Genomic DNA, 17600 nt, shown 5'->3' on the forward strand with positions numbered 1-17600 from the left:
CCCGCTGGTTTTTCAGGAGATATAACGCTTGTTTGACCGTTATGACGCCGGTGAGCAGGCGGTGCTGGTACACATCTATTTTACGCAAGACAAAGATATGGAAGATCTCCAAGAGTTTGAATCTCTGGTCTCTTCCGCTGGTGTCGAAGCAATGCAGGTGATTACCGGTAGCCGTAAAGCCCCGCACCCAAAGTATTTTGTTGGTGAAGGTAAGGCTGTCGAAATTGCGGAAGCCGTAAAAGCGACAGGCGCTTCCGTTGTGCTGTTTGATCATGCACTTAGCCCCGCGCAGGAACGTAACCTTGAAGCACTATGCCAGTGTCGGGTTATTGACCGTACGGGTCTGATTTTAGATATTTTTGCCCAACGTGCGCGTACCCATGAGGGTAAGTTGCAGGTTGAGCTCGCGCAGTTGCGTCACCTAGCGACCCGCCTAGTACGCGGCTGGACGCACCTTGAAAGACAAAAAGGCGGTATCGGTTTGCGCGGCCCGGGTGAAACCCAGCTCGAAACCGACCGTCGTTTATTGCGTAACCGGATTATGCAAATCCTCTCGCGTATCGAGAGAGTGGCGAAACAGCGTGAGCAAGGTCGTCGTGCGCGCGTCAAAGCCGATGTGCCGACGGTGTCGTTAGTGGGTTATACCAACGCCGGTAAATCAACGCTGTTCAACCATCTGACTGAGGCGGAGGTTTACGCCGCCGACCAGCTATTCGCCACGCTCGATCCGACTCTGCGTCGTATCGATGTTGCGGATGTGGGTGAAACGGTATTAGCCGATACCGTAGGCTTTATTCGCCACCTGCCGCATGACTTGGTGGCGGCGTTTAAAGCCACATTGCAGGAAACGCGCGAAGCGACTCTGCTGCTCCACGTGATTGATGCAGCAGATGTGCGTGTGCAGGAAAACATCGATGCGGTTGATACGGTACTTGAAGAGATCGATGCGCACGAGATCCCAACGCTGTTGGTGATGAACAAAATCGATATGCTCGACGAGTTTGAACCGCGTATCGATAGAGATGAAGAGAACAAACCTATTCGGGTGTGGCTGTCTGCGCAAACCGGAGTAGGGGTACCACTCCTTTTTCAGGCGTTGACGGAACTGCTTTCCGGCGAAGTTGCGCAGCACACGCTGCGTTTACCTCCACAGGAAGGGCGTTTGCGTAGTCGCTTTTATCAGCTTCAGGCAATCGAAAAAGAGTGGATGGAGGATGACGGCTGCGTCAAATTGCAGGTTCGTATGCCGATTGTCGACTGGCGTCGCCTCTGTAAACAAGAACCAACACTGACAGACTACGTCGTCTGACGGTGGAGCTTGCCTGAAAAAAACTATTAGCCCTTTGGGCACCCAGCGGTTCAGATCGTCTCAACGCGACGGCGACAACCAGGATGGAGTTGCGGTTAACAGCGGAAGATCTGAACTGGGAAAAGGTATATCACCGCATAACAAATATGGAGCATAAACATGGCGTGGAATCAGCCCGGTAATAACGGACAAGACCGCGACCCGTGGGGGAGCAGCAATAATCAAGGCGGCAACTCCGGGGGAAATGGAAATAAAGGCGGTCGCGATCAGGGGCCACCGGATTTGGATGATATCTTCCGTAAGCTGAGCAAAAAGCTCGGTGGGTTTGGGGGCGGTAAAGGCGGCTCCGGCAACTCGACTCAAGGCCCTCGCGCGCCGATGGGCGGTCGTATTGTTGGTATCGCAGCTGCTGCTGTGGTTGTTATCTGGGCGGCAAGTGGTTTCTATACCATTAAAGAAGCCGAACGCGGTGTTGTAACGCGTTTTGGTCAGTTCAGCCATCTGGTTGAGCCGGGTCTGAACTGGAAGCCAACGTTTGTCGACGAAGTGACCCCGGTAAACGTCGAAGCCGTTCGTGAACTGGCTGCATCAGGTGTGATGCTGACCTCCGACGAAAACGTCGTGCGCGTTGAAATGAACGTGCAGTACCGCATTACCGATCCTCGCCGCTACCTGTTTAGCGTCACCAGCGCCGACGACAGTCTGCGTCAGGCGACCGACAGCGCCCTGCGTGGAGTGATTGGTAAGTACACCATGGACCGCATTCTGACCGAAGGTCGTACCGTTATTCGTAGCGATACCCAGCGTGAGCTGGAAGAGACCATTCGTCCGTACAACATGGGTATTACCCTGCTGGACGTCAACTTCCAGGCCGCTCGTCCGCCGGAAGAAGTGAAGGCCGCGTTTGATGATGCGATTGCCGCGCGCGAGAACGAGCAGCAGTACATCCGTGAAGCAGAAGCGTACACCAACGAAGTGCAGCCACGTGCGAACGGTCAGGCGCAGCGTATTCTGGAAGAAGCGCGTGCTTATAAGACTCAGACCGTACTGGAAGCTCAAGGTGAAGTGGCTCGCTTTGCCAAGATCCTGCCGGAATATAAAGCCGCACCGCAGATTACCCGCGAGCGTCTGTATATCGAGACCATGGAAAAAGTGTTGAGCCATACCCGCAAAGTGCTGGTTAGCGACAACAAAAATGGCAACCTGATGGTGCTGCCGCTGGATCAAATGCTCAAAGGTGGCAATGCTCCAGCTGCAAAGAGCGATAGCAGTGGTGCGAACAACCTGTTGCGCCTGCCGCCTGCATCGTCCTCTTCCAGCAGCAGCGCAAGCAACACGCAGTCTGCCAGTCAGGGCAATATCATGGACCAACGCCGTGCGAATGCGCAGCGTAACGATTACCAGCGTCAGGGGGAATAACGATGCGTAAGTCAGTTATTGCGATTATCATCATCGCGCTGGTAGTGCTTTACACCTCAATCTTCGTGGTGAAAGAAGGCGAGCGTGGGATTAAATTCCAGTTCAGCAGCGTCGTGCGTGACAGCGACAAGAAGCCGTTGATTTATGAGCCAGGCCTGCACTTCAAGGTGCCTTTCATTCAATCGGTGAAAATGCTTGATGCCCGTATCCAGACCATGGATAACCAGGCCGACCGCTTCGTGACCAAAGAGAAGAAAGACCTGATCGTCGACTCCTACATCAAGTGGCGTATCAGCGATTTCAGCCGTTACTTCTTGGCGACCGGCGGCGGCGACGTCTCTCAGGCTGAAGTACTGCTGAAACGTAAGTTCTCTGACCGTCTGCGTTCTGAGATTGGTCGTCTGGACGTGAAAGATATCGTTACCGACTCCCGTGGTCGTCTGACCCTGGAAGTTCGTGATGCGCTGAACTCCGGTTCATCTGGTGCTGACGATGAAGTTGCGACCCCTGCGGCGGATAGCGCCATTGCGGAAGCCGCAGAGCGTGTTGAGCAGCAGGCAAACATCAAAGGGCCAACTATTAACCCGAACAGTATGGCGGCGTTAGGTATTGAAGTGGTCGATGTGCGTATCAAGCAGATCAACCTGCCGGCTGAAGTTTCTGAAGCGATCTACAACCGTATGCGTGCTGAGCGTGAAGCCGTTGCCCGTCGTCACCGTTCTCAGGGTCAGGAAGAGGCAGAAAAACTGCGTGCTACCGCTGACTATGAAGTGACGAAGACACTGGCAGAATCTGAGCGTCAGGGCCGTATCCTGCGCGGTGAAGGTGATGCAGAAGCCGCTAAGCTGTTCGCCGATGCATTCAGCCAAGACCCGGACTTCTATGCCTTTATCCGTAGCCTGCGTGCTTATGAAGCCAGCTTCAATAGCAACCAAGACGTGATGGTACTGAGCCCGGATAGTGATTTCTTCCGCTACATGAAAACGCCGAGCACGACTACGCGTTAACTTTGTGATGGTTTGAATAAAACCACCGCCTCCTTTTGGAGCCGGTGGTTTTATTTTTACAAAGGTGAAAAATGAATTCGACAATACTGCTCGCACTGGCGTTGGTTTTGGTACTTGAAGGGTTGGGGCCGATGCTCTATCCAAAAACCTGGCGCAAGATGATCGCTACGATGACGCAATTACCGGATACGATGTTACGTCGATTTGGCGGCGGTCTTGTGGTCGCAGGGGTTGTGATCTACTACATGTTGACGAAATCGATTGGCTGATCAAAAAAGCGGCTATTTTATCTTTTTTCGATTGCAAAAAGTGCTGGTCATCATCGAAACCGATGGTAGAATCCATTTTTAAGCAAACGGTGATTTTTAAAAATGGGTAACAACGTCGTCGTACTGGGCACCCAATGGGGTGACGAAGGTAAAGGTAAGATCGTCGATCTTCTTACTGAGCGTGCAAAATATGTTGTTCGCTATCAGGGTGGCCACAACGCAGGCCATACTCTCGTAATCAACGGTGAAAAAACCGTCCTCCATCTTATTCCATCAGGTATTCTTCGCGAAAACGTCACCAGCATCATTGGTAACGGCGTCGTGCTGTCCCCTGCAGCGCTGATGAAAGAGATGAAAGGCCTGGAAGACCGTGGTATCCCGGTTCGCGAGCGTCTGCTGCTCTCCGAAGCCTGCCCGTTAATCCTCGACTATCACGTCGCTCTGGATGCTGCTCGTGAAAAAGCGCGCGGTTCTAAAGCTATCGGTACTACCGGTCGTGGTATCGGTCCTGCTTACGAAGATAAAGTTGCACGTCGCGGTCTGCGCGTTGGCGACCTGTTCGACAAAGCAACCTTCGCTGAAAAACTGAAAGATGTGATGGAATATCACAACTTCCAGCTGGTGAACTACTACAAAGTTGAAGCTGTTGACTACCAGAAAGTGCTGGACGATGTGATGGCGGTTGCCGACATCCTGACCGGCATGGTGGTTGACGTTTCTGACCTGTTGGATCAGGCACGTAAACGCGGTGACTTCGTGATGTTCGAAGGCGCGCAGGGTACGCTGCTGGATATCGACCACGGTACTTATCCGTACGTAACCTCTTCCAACACCACCGCAGGTGGCGTAGCAACCGGTTCTGGCCTTGGCCCGCGCTATGTTGACTACGTACTGGGCATCATCAAAGCGTATTCCACTCGCGTGGGTGCCGGTCCATTCCCGACCGAACTGTTTGATGACATCGGTGAGTTCCTGTGCAAACAGGGTAACGAATTCGGCGCCACTACTGGCCGTCGTCGTCGTTGCGGCTGGTTGGACTCCGTTGCCGTGCGTCGTGCGGTACAGATTAACTCCCTGTCTGGCTTCTGCCTGACCAAGCTGGACGTTCTGGACGGCCTGAAAGAAGTTAAAATCTGCGTAGCTTACCGTATGCCTGATGGCCGCGAAGTGACGACCACTCCGCTGGCAGCAGATGATTGGGAAGGTATCGAACCAATCTATGAAACCATGCCTGGCTGGTCTGAAACCACCTTTGGCGTGAAGGAACGTAGCGGTCTGCCACAGGCAGCTCTGGACTACATCCAGCGTATCGAAGAACTGACCGGCGTGCCGATTGATATTATTTCAACTGGCCCAGACCGTACTGAAACCATGATTCTGCGCGACCCGTTTGACGCATAATTCTGGTTCATGGTGCAGCGCTTAATGGCGCTGCACTTATCAGTCCTACCGTATTCTGTAGGCCGAATAAGACGCAAAGCGTCGCCATCCGGCTTAAACGTGCGTTAAAACCTCGCTTTTTCCTTCCTGAACCGAAATAAATTAGCGGCCCAGACGCTGGCTGGTTTATCATCAATATAATTGATATTAACAGGCTTACCCTGTTTTCCCCCTTTCCCTGAGGTTGATGTGCAGTTAACAAGTTTTACCGATTATGGATTACGCGCGCTGATTTACATGGCGTCGCTGCCGGAAGGCAAGATGACCAGTATCTCGGAGGTGACCGAGGTCTATGGCGTGTCGCGTAACCATATGGTTAAAATAATCAATCAGTTGAGCCGTGCAGGATATGTGACGGCGGTGCGCGGGAAAAACGGCGGCATCCGCCTAGGGAAACCCGCAAAAGATGTCCGCGTGGGGGATGTGGTTCGCGAACTTGAACCCTTAACATTGGTGAACTGCAGCAGCGAGTTTTGCCATATTACGCCGGCCTGTCGTTTGAAACAGGCCCTTTCTCAAGCCGTGCAAAGTTTTCTAAAGGAACTCGATAACTATACGCTGGCTGATTTGGTTGAAAAGAATCAACCGCTCTATAAATTATTGCTGGTGGAGTAATTATTACTACCGCCGGCAGCGATGATGACGGAGGAACCGACATGTCAAAAGATCCTTTCCTGGAACGTGAAACCCAGAAATACACCAACCCTATCCCGAGCCGGGAATTCATTCTCGAACACTTAACAAAACGTGAAAAGCCGGCAAACCGCGAAGAGCTGGCCATTGAACTGAAAATTGAAGGCGAAGAGCAAATTGAAGCTTTACGCCGCCGCCTGCGCGCGATGGAACGCGACGGGCAGTTAGTCTTTACCCGCCGCCAGTGCTACGCGCTGCCGGAACGTCTCGACCTGCTGAAAGGCAAGGTTATCGGCCATCGTGATGGCTTTGGCTTCCTGCGTGTGGAAGGCCGCAAAGACGATCTTTATCTGTCGAGTGAGCAGATGAAAATGTGCATGCACGGTGATGAAGTGCTGGCACAGCCGCTGGGCGCAGACCGTAAAGGTCGTCGCGAAGCGCGTATCGTCCGCGTGTTGGTGCCACGCAATGCGCAGATCGTTGGCCGCTACTTTACCGACGCTGGCGTGGGTTTTGTGGTCCCTGACGACAGCCGCCTGAGCTTTGATATTCTCATCCCGCCTGAGTCCCTGATGGGCGCGCGGATGGGCTTTGTGGTGGTGGTCGAACTGACCCAGCGCCCAACCCGCCGCACAAAAGCGATTGGTAAAATTGTTGAAGTGCTGGGTGAAAACATGGGCACGGGCATGGCCGTTGAGATGGCGCTGCGCACCCATGAAATCCCTCACGTCTGGCCGCCTGCGGTTGAAGCTCAGGTTGCTGGGCTGAAAGAGCAGGTGCCGGAAGAGGCTAAAATCGGCCGTGTTGACCTGCGTGATTTGCCGCTGGTCACTATCGATGGCGAAGATGCGCGCGACTTTGATGATGCGGTCTACTGCGAGAAAAAACGCGGCGGCGGTTGGCGCCTGTGGGTAGCCATTGCTGACGTGAGCTATTACGTGCGTCCACCGACGCCGTTGGACGGCGAGGCCCGCAACCGTGGGACTTCCGTGTACTTCCCAACGCAGGTTGTCCCGATGCTGCCGGAAGTGCTCTCCAACGGCCTGTGCTCGCTGAACCCGCAGGTTGACCGTCTGTGTATGGTCTGTGAAATGACCATCTCAACCAAAGGACGTTTGACCGGGTTTAAATTCTACGAAGCGGTAATGAGCTCCCACGCGCGTCTGACCTACACCAAGGTTTGGCATATGTTGCAGGGCGACCAAGATCTGCGCGAACAGTATGCGCCGCTGGTTAAGCACATCGAAGAGCTGCATAACCTGTACAAAGTGCTGGATGAAGCGCGCGCTGAGCGCGGTGGCATCTCGTTTGAAAGCGAAGAAGCGAAGTTTATCTTCAACGCCGATCGTCGCATTGAGCGTATCGAGCAAACCCAGCGCAACGACGCACATAAACTGATTGAAGAGTGCATGATCTTGGCGAATATCTCGGCGGCACGTTTCGTTGAGAAAGCTAAAGAACCTGCGTTGTTCCGTATTCACGATAAGCCGACGACGGAAGCGATTACCGCTTTCCGCTCCGTGCTGTCTGAACTGGGTCTGGAACTGCCAGGCGGCAACAAACCGGAGCCACGCGACTACGCCGAGCTGCTGGAGTCGGTGGCTGACCGTCCGGATGCTGAAATGCTGCAGACCATGCTGCTGCGCTCGATGAAACAGGCGATTTACGATCCGGAAAACCGTGGTCACTTTGGCCTCGCGCTGCAATCTTACGCGCACTTCACTTCGCCGATTCGTCGTTATCCTGACCTGTCGCTGCACCGCGCGATTAAGTATCTGCTGGCGAAAGAGCAGGGCCATAAAGGCAACAGCACGGAAACCGGCGGCTATCATTACTCGCTGGAAGAGATGCTGCAGCTGGGTCAACACTGTTCGATGACCGAGCGCCGCGCTGATGAAGCGACCCGTGACGTTTCCGACTGGCTGAAATGCGACTTTATGCAGGATCAGGTGGGCAACGTCTTTAACGGCGTTATTGCCAGCGTCACCGGCTTTGGCTTCTTCGTCCGTCTGGACGAGCTGTTCATCGACGGCTTGGTGCACGTCTCCTCGCTGGATAACGACTACTATCGCTTTGACCAGATTGGTCAGCGTCTGATCGGTGAGTCCGGCGGTCAAACCTATCGTCTTGGCGACCGCGTTGAAGTTCGCGTTGAAGCGGTCAACATGGACGAGCGTAAAATCGACTTCTCGCTGATCTCCAGCGAACGCGGTCCGCGTAACGTCGGTAAGACAGAACGAGAGAAAGCGAAAAAAGCGCCGACCGGAAACAGTAACGGCCGTCGTCGCCAAGCCGGTAAGAAAGTGAATTTCGAGCCGGATAGTGCTTTCCGTGGTGAGAAAAAGCAGAAACCAAAAGCGGCGAAAAAAGACGCGAGAAAAGCCAAAAAGCCGTCGGCGAAAACGCAAAAAATTGCCGCTGCGACAAAAGCAAAACGCGCAGCGAAGAAAACCGCTGCTGAGTAATCATTGAGCCAGTTAACCGTTCACATTGAAGGAGATAAAGCGTGTCTGTCAGAGAAAGAATGAATCTGGGGATGCTATATACCGACCATTGTGAGGGGTTGCCGGAAGAGCGTTGTGCCGGCAAAGAGCTGGCCTATGATTACAATACGATGCGCCCGTCAGAGGAAGCTCAACGACGGGCGCTGTTGCCCAAGCTGTTCGGCAGCTTTGGCAACAACGGTTGGATTGAACCGCCGGTTCGTGTGGCTTATGGCAGCCACACGTTTATTGGCGAGAATTTTTTTGCCAACTTCAATTTCACCGTGTTGGACGATGCCACGGTGACGATCGGCGATAATGTGCTGATTGCGCCAAACGTCACCATCACCACCATCGGACACCCGATTGATGCTGAAATCCGCGCTAGCGGGCAGAAATTCGCCCTGCCGGTAACGATTGAAGATAACGTCTGGCTGGGGTCCGGTGTAATTTTGGCTCCAGGGGTGACCATTGGGCGTAACAGTGTGATTGGCGCGGGCAGCGTGGTCACCAAATCTATTCCGCCAAACGTTGTTGCTGTTGGTGTCCCTTGCCGGGTATTACGTGAAATTACCGAGGCCGATAAGGCAACTTTCGCGGTGTAAGCCGGAAAGCTTACGGTGATTAGAATGGGCGCCTTTGTCGGGTATAATGGCCCAATATCGGTTATCCCGCTTACAAATGAGAATCTTTAATGAGTGAAATGATTTACGGCATCCATGCAGTGCAGGCACTGCTGGAACGCGCCCCTGAACGTTTTCAGGAAGTGTTTATTCTGAAAGGCCGCGACGATAAGCGCCTGATGCCGCTGATCCATGCGCTGGAAGCGCAGGGCGTGGTTATCCAACTCGCCAACCGTCAGTACCTTGACGAGAAAAGCGAAGGTGCGGTGCACCAGGGGATTATTGCGCGCGTGAAGCCGGGTCGTCAGTATCAGGAAAACGATCTGCCGGATCTGATCGCTTCAATCGACAAGCCGTTCCTGCTGATCCTCGATGGCGTGACCGATCCACACAACCTTGGTGCTTGCCTGCGTAGCGCAGATGCCGCGGGCGTACACGCGGTGATCGTGCCAAGAGATCGCTCCGCACAGCTGAACGCAACGGCAAAAAAAGTGGCCTGCGGCGCGGCTGAGAATGTTCCGCTGATCCGCGTGACTAACCTCGCGCGTACTATGCGTATGCTGCAAGAAGAGAGCGTATGGATTGTCGGCACCGCTGGTGAAGCGACCCACACGTTGTTCCAAAGCAAGATGACCGGTGCGATGGCGCTGGTCATGGGTGCCGAAGGCGAAGGCATGCGTCGCCTGACTCGTGAACACTGTGATGAGCTGATCAGCATTCCGATGGCGGGCAGCGTGTCATCGCTAAACGTATCCGTAGCAACAGGGATTTGCCTGTTTGAAGCGGTACGTCAGCGTAGCTAAATTCGTAGGCCGGATAAGCGAAGCGCCATCCGGCACACTGCGTGCTGATTGCCGGATGGCGCTTCGCTTATCCGGCCTACCGTTCTTCTGAGTTCAACGCCTTAACTGACCAGCATTACACCCTTTGGGGTGTTTTTTTTGTGTATTACCCCCCACCGTCCATACTTAACACATTGCCTGACGACGGAGGGAGACACATGCACTGGCAAACTCACACCGTTTTTAATCAACCCACTCCATTAAAAAACAGCAACTTATTTCTCTCTGACCTAGCGCTGTGTGAGGCGGTATCCCGCCATGATGCGGGCTGGGACAGCGAGCTGCTGGCGAGCATCGGCCAACAGCTTGGTACTGCCGAATCCCTTGAGCTTGGCCGACTTGCCAACGCACACCCGCCTGAACTGCTTCGCTACGATCCGCAGGGACAACGGCTGGACGATGTTCGCTTCCACCCCGCTTGGCATCTGCTGATGCAGGGATTATGCGCTAATCGCGTACATAATCTTCCTTGGGAGGAGACGGCGCGTAGCGGCTCATTTGTCGCTCGCGCTGCGCGTTTTATGCTGCATGCTCAGGTTGAAGCGGGGACTCTTTGCCCTGCGACGATGACCTTTGCGGCGACGCCGCTGCTGCTGAAAACATTGCCGCCGTTATTTTCTGATTGGCTACCGGGGTTGCTAAGCGATCGCTATGACGCGCACCAGCTTAGCGGTGGGCAAAAACGCGGGCTGCTTATTGGTATGGGAATGACCGAAAAGCAGGGGGGCTCGGATGTCCTAAGCAACAGCACCCGTGCCGAGCGATTATCAGACGGCAGCTATCAGTTAACCGGGCATAAATGGTTTTACTCGGTGCCGCAAAGCGATGCCCATCTGGTGCTGGCACAGGCCAGCGGTGGGCTAACCTGTTTCTTCGTTCCACGCCTGTTGCCCGACGGAACGCGCAACGCCATTCGCATAGAGCGGCTGAAAGAGAAGCTGGGTAATCGCGCTAACGCCAGCGCTGAGGCGGAGTTTCAGCAGGCGCTAGGTTGGCCGATAGGCGAAGAGGGCGAAGGGATTCGGCAGATCTTAAAAATGGGTGGCCTGACGCGGTTTGACTGCGCGCTGGGCAGCCATGGCTTGATGCGCCGCGCGTTATCGGTGGCGTTGTATCATGCTTTTCAGCGCCAGGTATTTGGCCGAAGCCTCGTTGAGCAGCCGCTAATGCGCCAAGTGCTGGGGCGAATGGCGCTACAGCTAGAGGGACAAACGGCGTTGGTGTTCCGTCTGGCTCATGCTTGGGGACAACCTCACTCCGTGCAGGAGATGCTGTGGGCGCGCTTATTTACGCCCGCCGCTAAGTTCGCTATCTGCAAAGCGGGAATTCCATTTGTCGCCGAGGCAATGGAGGTGCTGGGCGGTATTGGCTACTGCGAAGAAAGTGAGCTCCCGCGGCTGTATCGCGAAATGCCGGTCAATAGTATATGGGAAGGCTCCGGTAATATTATGTGTCTTGATGTGCTGCGCGTGCTGACGAAACAGCCCGATGCGGTAGCGCTTTTGCTGGACGAATACGCGCAAGTCAAAGGTCAGGATCGCCATTTCGACAGGCATTGGCGACAGCTTCAACAAAGGCTGCGTAAACCCACGGAATCGCAGGGACGTGAAATTACCGGACAGCTATATTTGCTTGCGGTTGGCGCACAGATGTTGCGAACGGCATCCCCACCGTTATCTCAGGCATGGTGTCGAATGATGCTTGATCCACGAGGCGGCATCATGCTCAGCGAGCAGGTGATTAACGAGGTGTTAAGTCGGGCGACGGGCGGAGGAAGGTAGTGAAGCGGGGCGTGGAAGAGGCGTAACCTGTGTAACGCATCTTCCACTATTGGCTCATCTTAGGCATAGATTATCGCCTGTGCACGCCAGTTATCCTGCTGCGGTTCTTCATACATCTGAACAATTCGGTACCAGGATGCGCCCTGTTCGTCCGCTTTGTGGGCGATCGCCCTTTCAACATCTTCTAGGCTACCGGTAACGTTGTTTACCGAAATCAAACCGATTTCATTGAGCCCAGTGACACAATCTGCGCTGGCGAACTCTGCGGATTGTGCCGCAGCAACGTGCCTGCCGCCGGGCAAAAGCAGGGTAGATAAGGTAAATGATTGTTTCATCGTCAGCTCCATTTCACATAACCCATCGGGGGGCATTCCATAGCAGACGTCTATCCTGTATTCAGACTAGGCGCCATTGTGCATCAGGGAAACGTGAAACGGTGCAAACCTACGTAAAGCTCGTAAAGGCTACTTACGGTAAAGAATTGCCTGTGAGTACCACTGTCCGGGCACAACCGTGTCATCAATCATAATGACAACATAGTAGTCCGCTTTCTGCGCGGTGGCTTTTGCCCTGATCGTCTCTTCGACGTCCATCGGCGAGCCGTACACCAGCGCGCTGACGGTACCCATGCGCTGCAAACCTTCCGTCTGGTTGCGGCGAATCTCCTGCGGGTGGTCGGTTGCTGCTGGTGGCGCTTCAGGCGTGCCTTCCAACAGGGTGCAACCGCTCAGCATGAGCGCCAACAACATAGGGATAAACCGTTTTATCGCCATTTCCCGTTTCCTGATAGCCATAGTGTAGTGGGGAAAAATTTCCCTTTTGGGTTAATGTTCCTGATTTGTTAACCGTAGCGCTATTTTCGAATGAAAACATTACGAAATCGTAACCTAGTTCTCAATGTTATGAATCAGGGGTATTGTCGTCATATTGCTGCATCATTTTTCGTATGCCATCGCCGCATGGCTAAAGGAGTTTATCTATGATTGAGCTGGAAATACGCCCGCTGGCAGGGCAGCAAGTTTTGCATGCTTATCCTAAAGGATACGCAGAAATAGCGCTGCCTTGCGTAGTTTTTTATCACGGATTTACCTCCTCGAACGTTGTTTATAGCTATTTCGCGGTGGCATTAGCGCAGGCGGGTTTTCGGGTCATCATGCCAAGCGCTGCCGATCACGGTGAACGCTTTACCGGCGATAGTGAAGGGCGGATGCAGCATTTCTGGCAGATACTGGTGCAGAACTTCACCGAATTTCCGGCGTTGCGGGATGCGCTGCTGGAGAGTGCTTTAGTCAGCGAGGGACGGCTGGCGGTGGCGGGAGCATCGATGGGCGGCATGACGGCGCTTGGCTTGATGGCGCAGCACCCAGAACTAAAATGTGTCGCAAGCCTGATGGGTTCGGGCTATTTTGCCTCGCTTTCCCACACGCTGTTTCCGCCGACTAAGGCAACGCCGCTGGAGCAGGAGCGACTGTTAGCGCCGTTGGCAAAATGGGATGTTGGGCATCAACTGGCACGTTTGGCCGATCGTCCGCTGTTGCTATGGCATGGTGAAGAGGATGACATCGTGCCTGCGGGTGAGACCTTTCGTTTACAGCAGGCGCTGCGTGAAGCGCAGTTGGATACCCAACTGACCTGCGTCTGGCAGCCGGGCGTTCGCCACCGAATTACGCCAGAAGCACTGGCCAGCACGGTGGCGTTTTTCCGCCAGCATCTTTAAACGCAGATGACCTGTACACCCTGATCCTCAAGTTTCTTGAGGATTGCGGGGTCAGCCTGTTTGCCGGTGATGAGCAGATCTATCTCATCGGCACGGCTGAACAGCATACCGGCACGCTCGCCGACTTTGCTGCTATCGACCAACACTACCAGTTTGCCAACCACATTCAGCATCTTCTGCTCTGCCATCGCGGTGAGCATATCGGTCTTATATAACCCTTCGGCCGTGAGCCCTTTGCCGCTGGTAAACATCCAGTGCCCGGCGTAGAGACTATTTTCGCTGCCCTGCGGACTGAGCGTAATGGCGTGACTGCGATTGTACTGACCGCCCATTATGATCACGCTGTCGTGTTCTTGATCGATAAGATAGTTCGCCAGCGGCAAATAGTTGGTGATGATCTGCACCGGTTTGCCGCAGATCTCTTGGCCGACCAGAAATGCGGTTGAACCACAGTTGATCACCACGCTTTCCCCCGGCATGACCAGCTGCGCTGCGGCTTTAGCAATCCGCACCTTTTCATCGTGATTCTGCGCCTGGTGAATATTCATCGGCGACCAACGTGGGCGCTGCTGGTTAATCGCTTCGGCGCCGTTACGCACTTTTTTCAGCTTGCCGCTTTCATCCAGTTTGTTGATATCCCTGCGGGCCGTGGCGGGTGAGATCCCCAGACGGGAAATCACCTGCTCTACTGTAACAAAGCCCGCCTGTGCCAGCAGTTCCAGTAGAATCTGATGTCTTTGCGCTTCCGTCATGAGCTAATCCGAAAAAAAATGATGATTAAAGATGATATTTGAAAGCTCGGTAAATTACTAAAGTTATTCCGGCGTCACCCCGTAGGCCGGATAAGGCGAAGCCGCCATCCGGCAACCAACTCAGGCTGCCTGATGGCGCTGCGCTTATCAGGCCTACGGGATCCGCGCTGCAGGGCAAAAATTACAGGAAAGATTTAAACGGCAGATCCGACTCGAGGGTAAAGCAGTCCTCAAAGCCACGCGGATAGTGATATTCAAAATTATCTTTATCCAGCGGCCAGGTGAATTTGCCGCCCACCTGCCAGATGAAAGGTTTGAATCCATACTTCAGGCGATCTTTTTTCATCTCCCACAGCATGCGGATCTCCTGCGGATCGGCTTGGAAGTTTGACCAGATATCGTGATGGAACGGGATAACCACTTTGGTATTCAACGCTTCCGCCATACGCAGTATGTCGGCGCTGGTCATCTTGTCGGTAATACCGCGTGGGTTCTCGCCGTATGATCCCAGTGCGACGTCGATATGATGCTCATTACCGTGTTTTGCGTAGTAGTTGGAATAGTGGGAATCACCGCTGTGGTACAGCGTGCCGCCCGGCGTTTTGAACAGATAGTTAACGGCCCGGAAGTCCATGCCGTCTGGCAACACGCCCGCCGCTTTTTGATCGGCAGGAAGGGTGATCAAGGCCGTGCGGTCAAACGCATCAAGTGCATGAATTTCAATATCTTTCACCTTCACGATGTCGCCGGGCTTCACCACGATACAGCGCGACGCCGGTACGCCCCAGCCGATCCACAGATCGACACAGGTTTGCGGCCCGATGAATGGCACATCGTCGGCACAGTTCTGCATCACTGCCGCCGCGACGTTGACATCAATATGATCGTTATGATCGTGCGTAGCCAAAACGGCATCGATCTGACGGATAGCAAAGGGATCCAGCACGAATGGCGTAGTACGCAGATTCGGCTGCAGCTTTTTCACCCCGGCCATACGCTGCATCTGGTGACCTTGCTTCATCAGCGGGTTGCCGTGGCTCTGCTTACCGGTGCCACACCAGAAATCGACGCAGACGTTGGCGCCGCCTTCCGATTTGAGCCAAATTCCCGTACATCCTAGCCACCACATGGCAAACGTCCCCGGCGCGACCTGTTCCTGCTCAATTTCTTCGTTCAGCCAGCTTCCCCACTCTGGAAAGGTGCTCAAGATCCAGGATTCTCGTGAGATGGTCTCTACTTTGCTCATCGTGTTCCCCTTTGTTTTATCAAAAATAATCATTTGGTGATTTATTGTGATTGATAATTGCATCATTTTTTCATGAATGCAACGAGGTAATTCTGATGAAGCGGAGCTGACTAGAGCGGCGTGTAACCAGGGGTAATCAATTATTAATTCATGTTTTTATTGTATTTAATTGATTTAAATGGGTTATTTTTCAATTTTTTTGTGGGGTTCGAAACCCTCTCTTAAGATGTGCTTATTATTGCGGCGCACATCACAATTAATCAAATTGAATCTTGTTGTGATTATTTTTGATTATTAGAGTGAGTGGCGTCGCTGAACAGCGCAGTCGGTTCAGCTCCCTCACTCATTGGAGAGCGTTATGGAGATCCTCTACAACATCTTTACCGTCTTTTTTAACCAGGTGATGACCAACGCTCCGCTGCTGTTGGGGATCGTGACCTGTCTGGGCTACATCCTGTTGCGTAAAAGCGTCAGCGTGATTATCAAAGGCACCATCAAGACGATTATCGGCTTTATGCTGCTGCAGGCGGGGTCTGGTATTTTGACCAGTACCTTTAAGCCGGTAGTGGCAAAGATGTCCGAGGTTTATGGCATCAACGGCGCCATCTCTGACACATACGCCTCAATGATGGCGACCATCGAACGCATGGGGGATGCCTATAGCTGGGTGGGGTATGCGGTGCTGTTGGCACTGGCGCTGAACATTTGTTACGTGCTGCTGCGGCGTATCACCGGTATTCGAACCATCATGCTGACCGGGCACATCATGTTCCAGCAGGCCGGGTTGATCGCCGTTACCCTCTACATCTTCGGCTATTCAATGTGGACGACGATTATCTGCACCGCCATCCTGGTTTCCCTGTACTGGGGGATCACCTCCAACATGATGTACAAGCCAACGCAGGAAGTGACGGATGGCTGTGGTTTTTCTATCGGTCACCAGCAGCAGTTTGCCTCATGGATTGCTTATAAAATTGCGCCGTATCTGGGTAAAAAAGAGGAAAGCGTTGAAGACCTTAAGCTGCCCGGCTGGCTGAATATTTTCCACGACAACATTGTCTCCACGGCAATCGTCATGACCCTGTTCTTCGGCGCCATTTTGCTTTCCTTCGGCATTGACGTCGTTCAGGCAATGGCCGGCAAAACCCACTGGACGGTCTATATCCTACAAACCGGCTTCTCGTTCGCGGTTGCCATTTTCATCATTACCCAGGGCGTGCGCATGTTTGTTGCGGAGCTCTCGGAAGCGTTCAACGGTATTTCCCAGCGCCTGATCCCCGGCGCAGTATTGGCTATCGACTGTGCGGCTATCTATAGCTTCGCGCCAAATGCCGTGGTCTGGGGCTTTATGTGGGGCACCATCGGCCAGCTGATTGCCGTTGGCATTCTGGTGGGCTGCGGCTCTTCGATCCTGATTATTCCCGGTTTTATCCCGATGTTCTTCTCTAACGCCACCATCGGCGTGTTTGCCAACCACTTTGGTGGCTGGCGCGCGGCGCTCAAGATTTGCCTGGTGATGGGCATGATTGAAATCTTTGGCTGCGTTTGGGCGGTGAAACTTACCGGCATGAGCGCGTGGATGGGCATGGCGGATTGGTCGATTCTGGCGCCGCCGATGATGCAGGGCTTTGCCTCCATCGGCATTGCGTTTATGGCCGTCATTATCGTGATTGCACTGGCTTACATGGTCTTCGCCGGACGTGCACTGCGCGCTGAGGAAGATGCAGAAAAACAACTGGCAGATGCTTCTGCTCAATAAGGGGTTTTGACTATGACCGTACGTATCCTAGCAGTATGTGGTAACGGGCAAGGCAGCTCGATGATCATGAAAATGAAGGTCGATCAGTTTCTGACTCAATCCAATATTGACCACACGGTGAACAGCTGTGCGGTGGGGGAATACAAAAGCGAATTGAGCGGAGCCGACATTATTATCGCTTCCACCCATATCGCCGGTGAAATCACCGTTTCTGGCAATAAACACGTGGTCGGCGTGCGCAACATGCTGTCTCCCGCTGATTTTGGCCCCAAGCTGTTGGAAGTGATTAAAGAGCATTTCCCACAGGACATGAAGTAAGG

17 protein-coding genes are annotated in these 17600 nt (G+C 53.6%); 13 read left to right on the plus strand and 4 right to left on the minus strand.

The genetic code is table 11. The features are described 5' to 3' along the window. Positions 1 to 28 precede the first annotated feature (28 nt). The 10 genes from hflX (at position 29) to AB4K05_RS20375 (ending at position 11806) form a co-directional block, all read left to right on the plus strand. Entirely contained in the window at positions 29 to 1309 is a 1281-nt protein-coding gene (gene hflX, locus AB4K05_RS20330) for a ribosome rescue GTPase HflX (RefSeq protein WP_368481683.1), read from the plus strand. 159 nt (positions 1310 to 1468) lie between these two features. Further along, positions 1469 to 2728: an FtsH protease activity modulator HflK gene (gene hflK, locus AB4K05_RS20335; protein WP_368481684.1), complete on the plus strand. Its 1260-nt coding sequence runs from the start codon at positions 1469 to 1471 to the stop codon at positions 2726 to 2728. Between the two features lie 2 nt (positions 2729 to 2730). Next, complete coding sequence (gene hflC, locus AB4K05_RS20340; protein WP_368481685.1) at positions 2731 to 3735, plus strand: protease modulator HflC; 1005 nt, start codon at positions 2731 to 2733, stop codon at positions 3733 to 3735. A 71-nt stretch (positions 3736 to 3806) separates the two neighbouring features. Continuing rightward, the gene (locus AB4K05_RS20345) at positions 3807 to 4004 is read left to right on the plus strand and encodes a DUF2065 domain-containing protein (protein WP_368481686.1); all 198 of its coding nucleotides are present in this window, start codon (positions 3807 to 3809) and stop codon (positions 4002 to 4004) included. Positions 4005 to 4106: 102 nt separating this feature from the next. Then, complete coding sequence (gene purA / locus AB4K05_RS20350) at positions 4107 to 5405, plus strand: adenylosuccinate synthase (protein WP_368481687.1); 1299 nt, start codon at positions 4107 to 4109, stop codon at positions 5403 to 5405. A gap of 228 nt (positions 5406 to 5633) precedes the next feature. Continuing rightward, complete coding sequence (gene nsrR / locus AB4K05_RS20355; RefSeq protein WP_061284257.1) at positions 5634 to 6059, plus strand: nitric oxide-sensing transcriptional repressor NsrR; 426 nt, start codon at positions 5634 to 5636, stop codon at positions 6057 to 6059. Positions 6060 to 6100: 41 nt separating this feature from the next. Beyond that, entirely contained in the window at positions 6101 to 8542 is a 2442-nt protein-coding gene (gene rnr, locus AB4K05_RS20360) for a ribonuclease R (RefSeq protein ID WP_368481688.1), read from the plus strand. Positions 8543 to 8601: 59 nt separating this feature from the next. Next, positions 8602 to 9165 (plus strand): DapH/DapD/GlmU-related protein, encoded by a 564-nt coding sequence (locus AB4K05_RS20365; RefSeq protein WP_368481774.1) that lies wholly within the window; start codon positions 8602 to 8604, stop codon positions 9163 to 9165. A gap of 89 nt (positions 9166 to 9254) precedes the next feature. Beyond that, positions 9255 to 9986 (plus strand): 23S rRNA (guanosine(2251)-2'-O)-methyltransferase RlmB, encoded by a 732-nt coding sequence (rlmB, locus tag AB4K05_RS20370; RefSeq protein ID WP_368481689.1) that lies wholly within the window; start codon positions 9255 to 9257, stop codon positions 9984 to 9986. Positions 9987 to 10183: 197 nt separating this feature from the next. Beyond that, positions 10184 to 11806, plus strand: coding sequence for an isovaleryl-CoA dehydrogenase (locus tag AB4K05_RS20375; RefSeq protein ID WP_368481690.1), 1623 nt, complete (start codon positions 10184 to 10186; stop codon positions 11804 to 11806). A gap of 59 nt (positions 11807 to 11865) precedes the next feature. On the opposite strand, the gene yjfN is transcribed toward AB4K05_RS20375, so the two are convergent. Together yjfN and bsmA are read right to left on the minus strand one after the other, a co-directional pair. Further along, positions 11866 to 12141 (minus strand): DUF1471 family protease activator YjfN, encoded by a 276-nt coding sequence (gene yjfN, locus AB4K05_RS20380; RefSeq protein ID WP_368481691.1) that lies wholly within the window; start codon positions 12139 to 12141, stop codon positions 11866 to 11868. 129 nt (positions 12142 to 12270) lie between these two features. Further along, positions 12271 to 12579: a biofilm peroxide resistance protein BsmA gene (bsmA, locus tag AB4K05_RS20385; protein ID WP_368481692.1), complete on the minus strand. Its 309-nt coding sequence runs from the start codon at positions 12577 to 12579 to the stop codon at positions 12271 to 12273. A 206-nt stretch (positions 12580 to 12785) separates the two neighbouring features. On the opposite strand from bsmA, the gene yjfP reads away from it, so the two are divergent. Next, positions 12786 to 13523, plus strand: a complete 738-nt coding sequence (gene yjfP, locus AB4K05_RS20390) for an esterase (RefSeq protein ID WP_368481693.1) — start codon at positions 12786 to 12788, stop codon at positions 13521 to 13523. Here yjfP and ulaR read toward each other — a convergent pair. Together ulaR and ulaG are read right to left on the minus strand one after the other, a co-directional pair. Continuing rightward, positions 13520 to 14275, minus strand: coding sequence for an HTH-type transcriptional regulator UlaR (gene ulaR / locus AB4K05_RS20395; RefSeq protein WP_368481694.1), 756 nt, complete (start codon positions 14273 to 14275; stop codon positions 13520 to 13522). The two genes, yjfP and ulaR, sit on opposite strands and share 4 nt — an antisense overlap. Before the next feature lie 181 nt (positions 14276 to 14456). Then, positions 14457 to 15521, minus strand: a complete 1065-nt coding sequence (gene ulaG / locus AB4K05_RS20400; protein ID WP_368481695.1) for an L-ascorbate 6-phosphate lactonase — start codon at positions 15519 to 15521, stop codon at positions 14457 to 14459. A 358-nt stretch (positions 15522 to 15879) separates the two neighbouring features. On the opposite strand from ulaG, the gene ulaA reads away from it, so the two are divergent. Together ulaA and ulaB are read left to right on the plus strand one after the other, a co-directional pair. After that, positions 15880 to 17280 carry a PTS ascorbate transporter subunit IIC gene (gene ulaA, locus AB4K05_RS20405; protein ID WP_368481696.1) on the plus strand — a complete coding sequence of 467 codons (1401 nt, stop codon included), beginning with the start codon at positions 15880 to 15882 and terminating at the stop codon, positions 17278 to 17280. A gap of 12 nt (positions 17281 to 17292) precedes the next feature. Continuing rightward, the gene (gene ulaB / locus AB4K05_RS20410; RefSeq protein WP_368481697.1) at positions 17293 to 17598 is read left to right on the plus strand and encodes a PTS ascorbate transporter subunit IIB; all 306 of its coding nucleotides are present in this window, start codon (positions 17293 to 17295) and stop codon (positions 17596 to 17598) included. The last annotated feature ends 2 nt before the right edge of the window (positions 17599 to 17600 follow it).

Source organism: Kluyvera sp. STS39-E (assembly GCF_040932435.1).
Taxonomy (GTDB): Bacteria; Pseudomonadota; Gammaproteobacteria; order Enterobacterales; family Enterobacteriaceae; genus Kluyvera.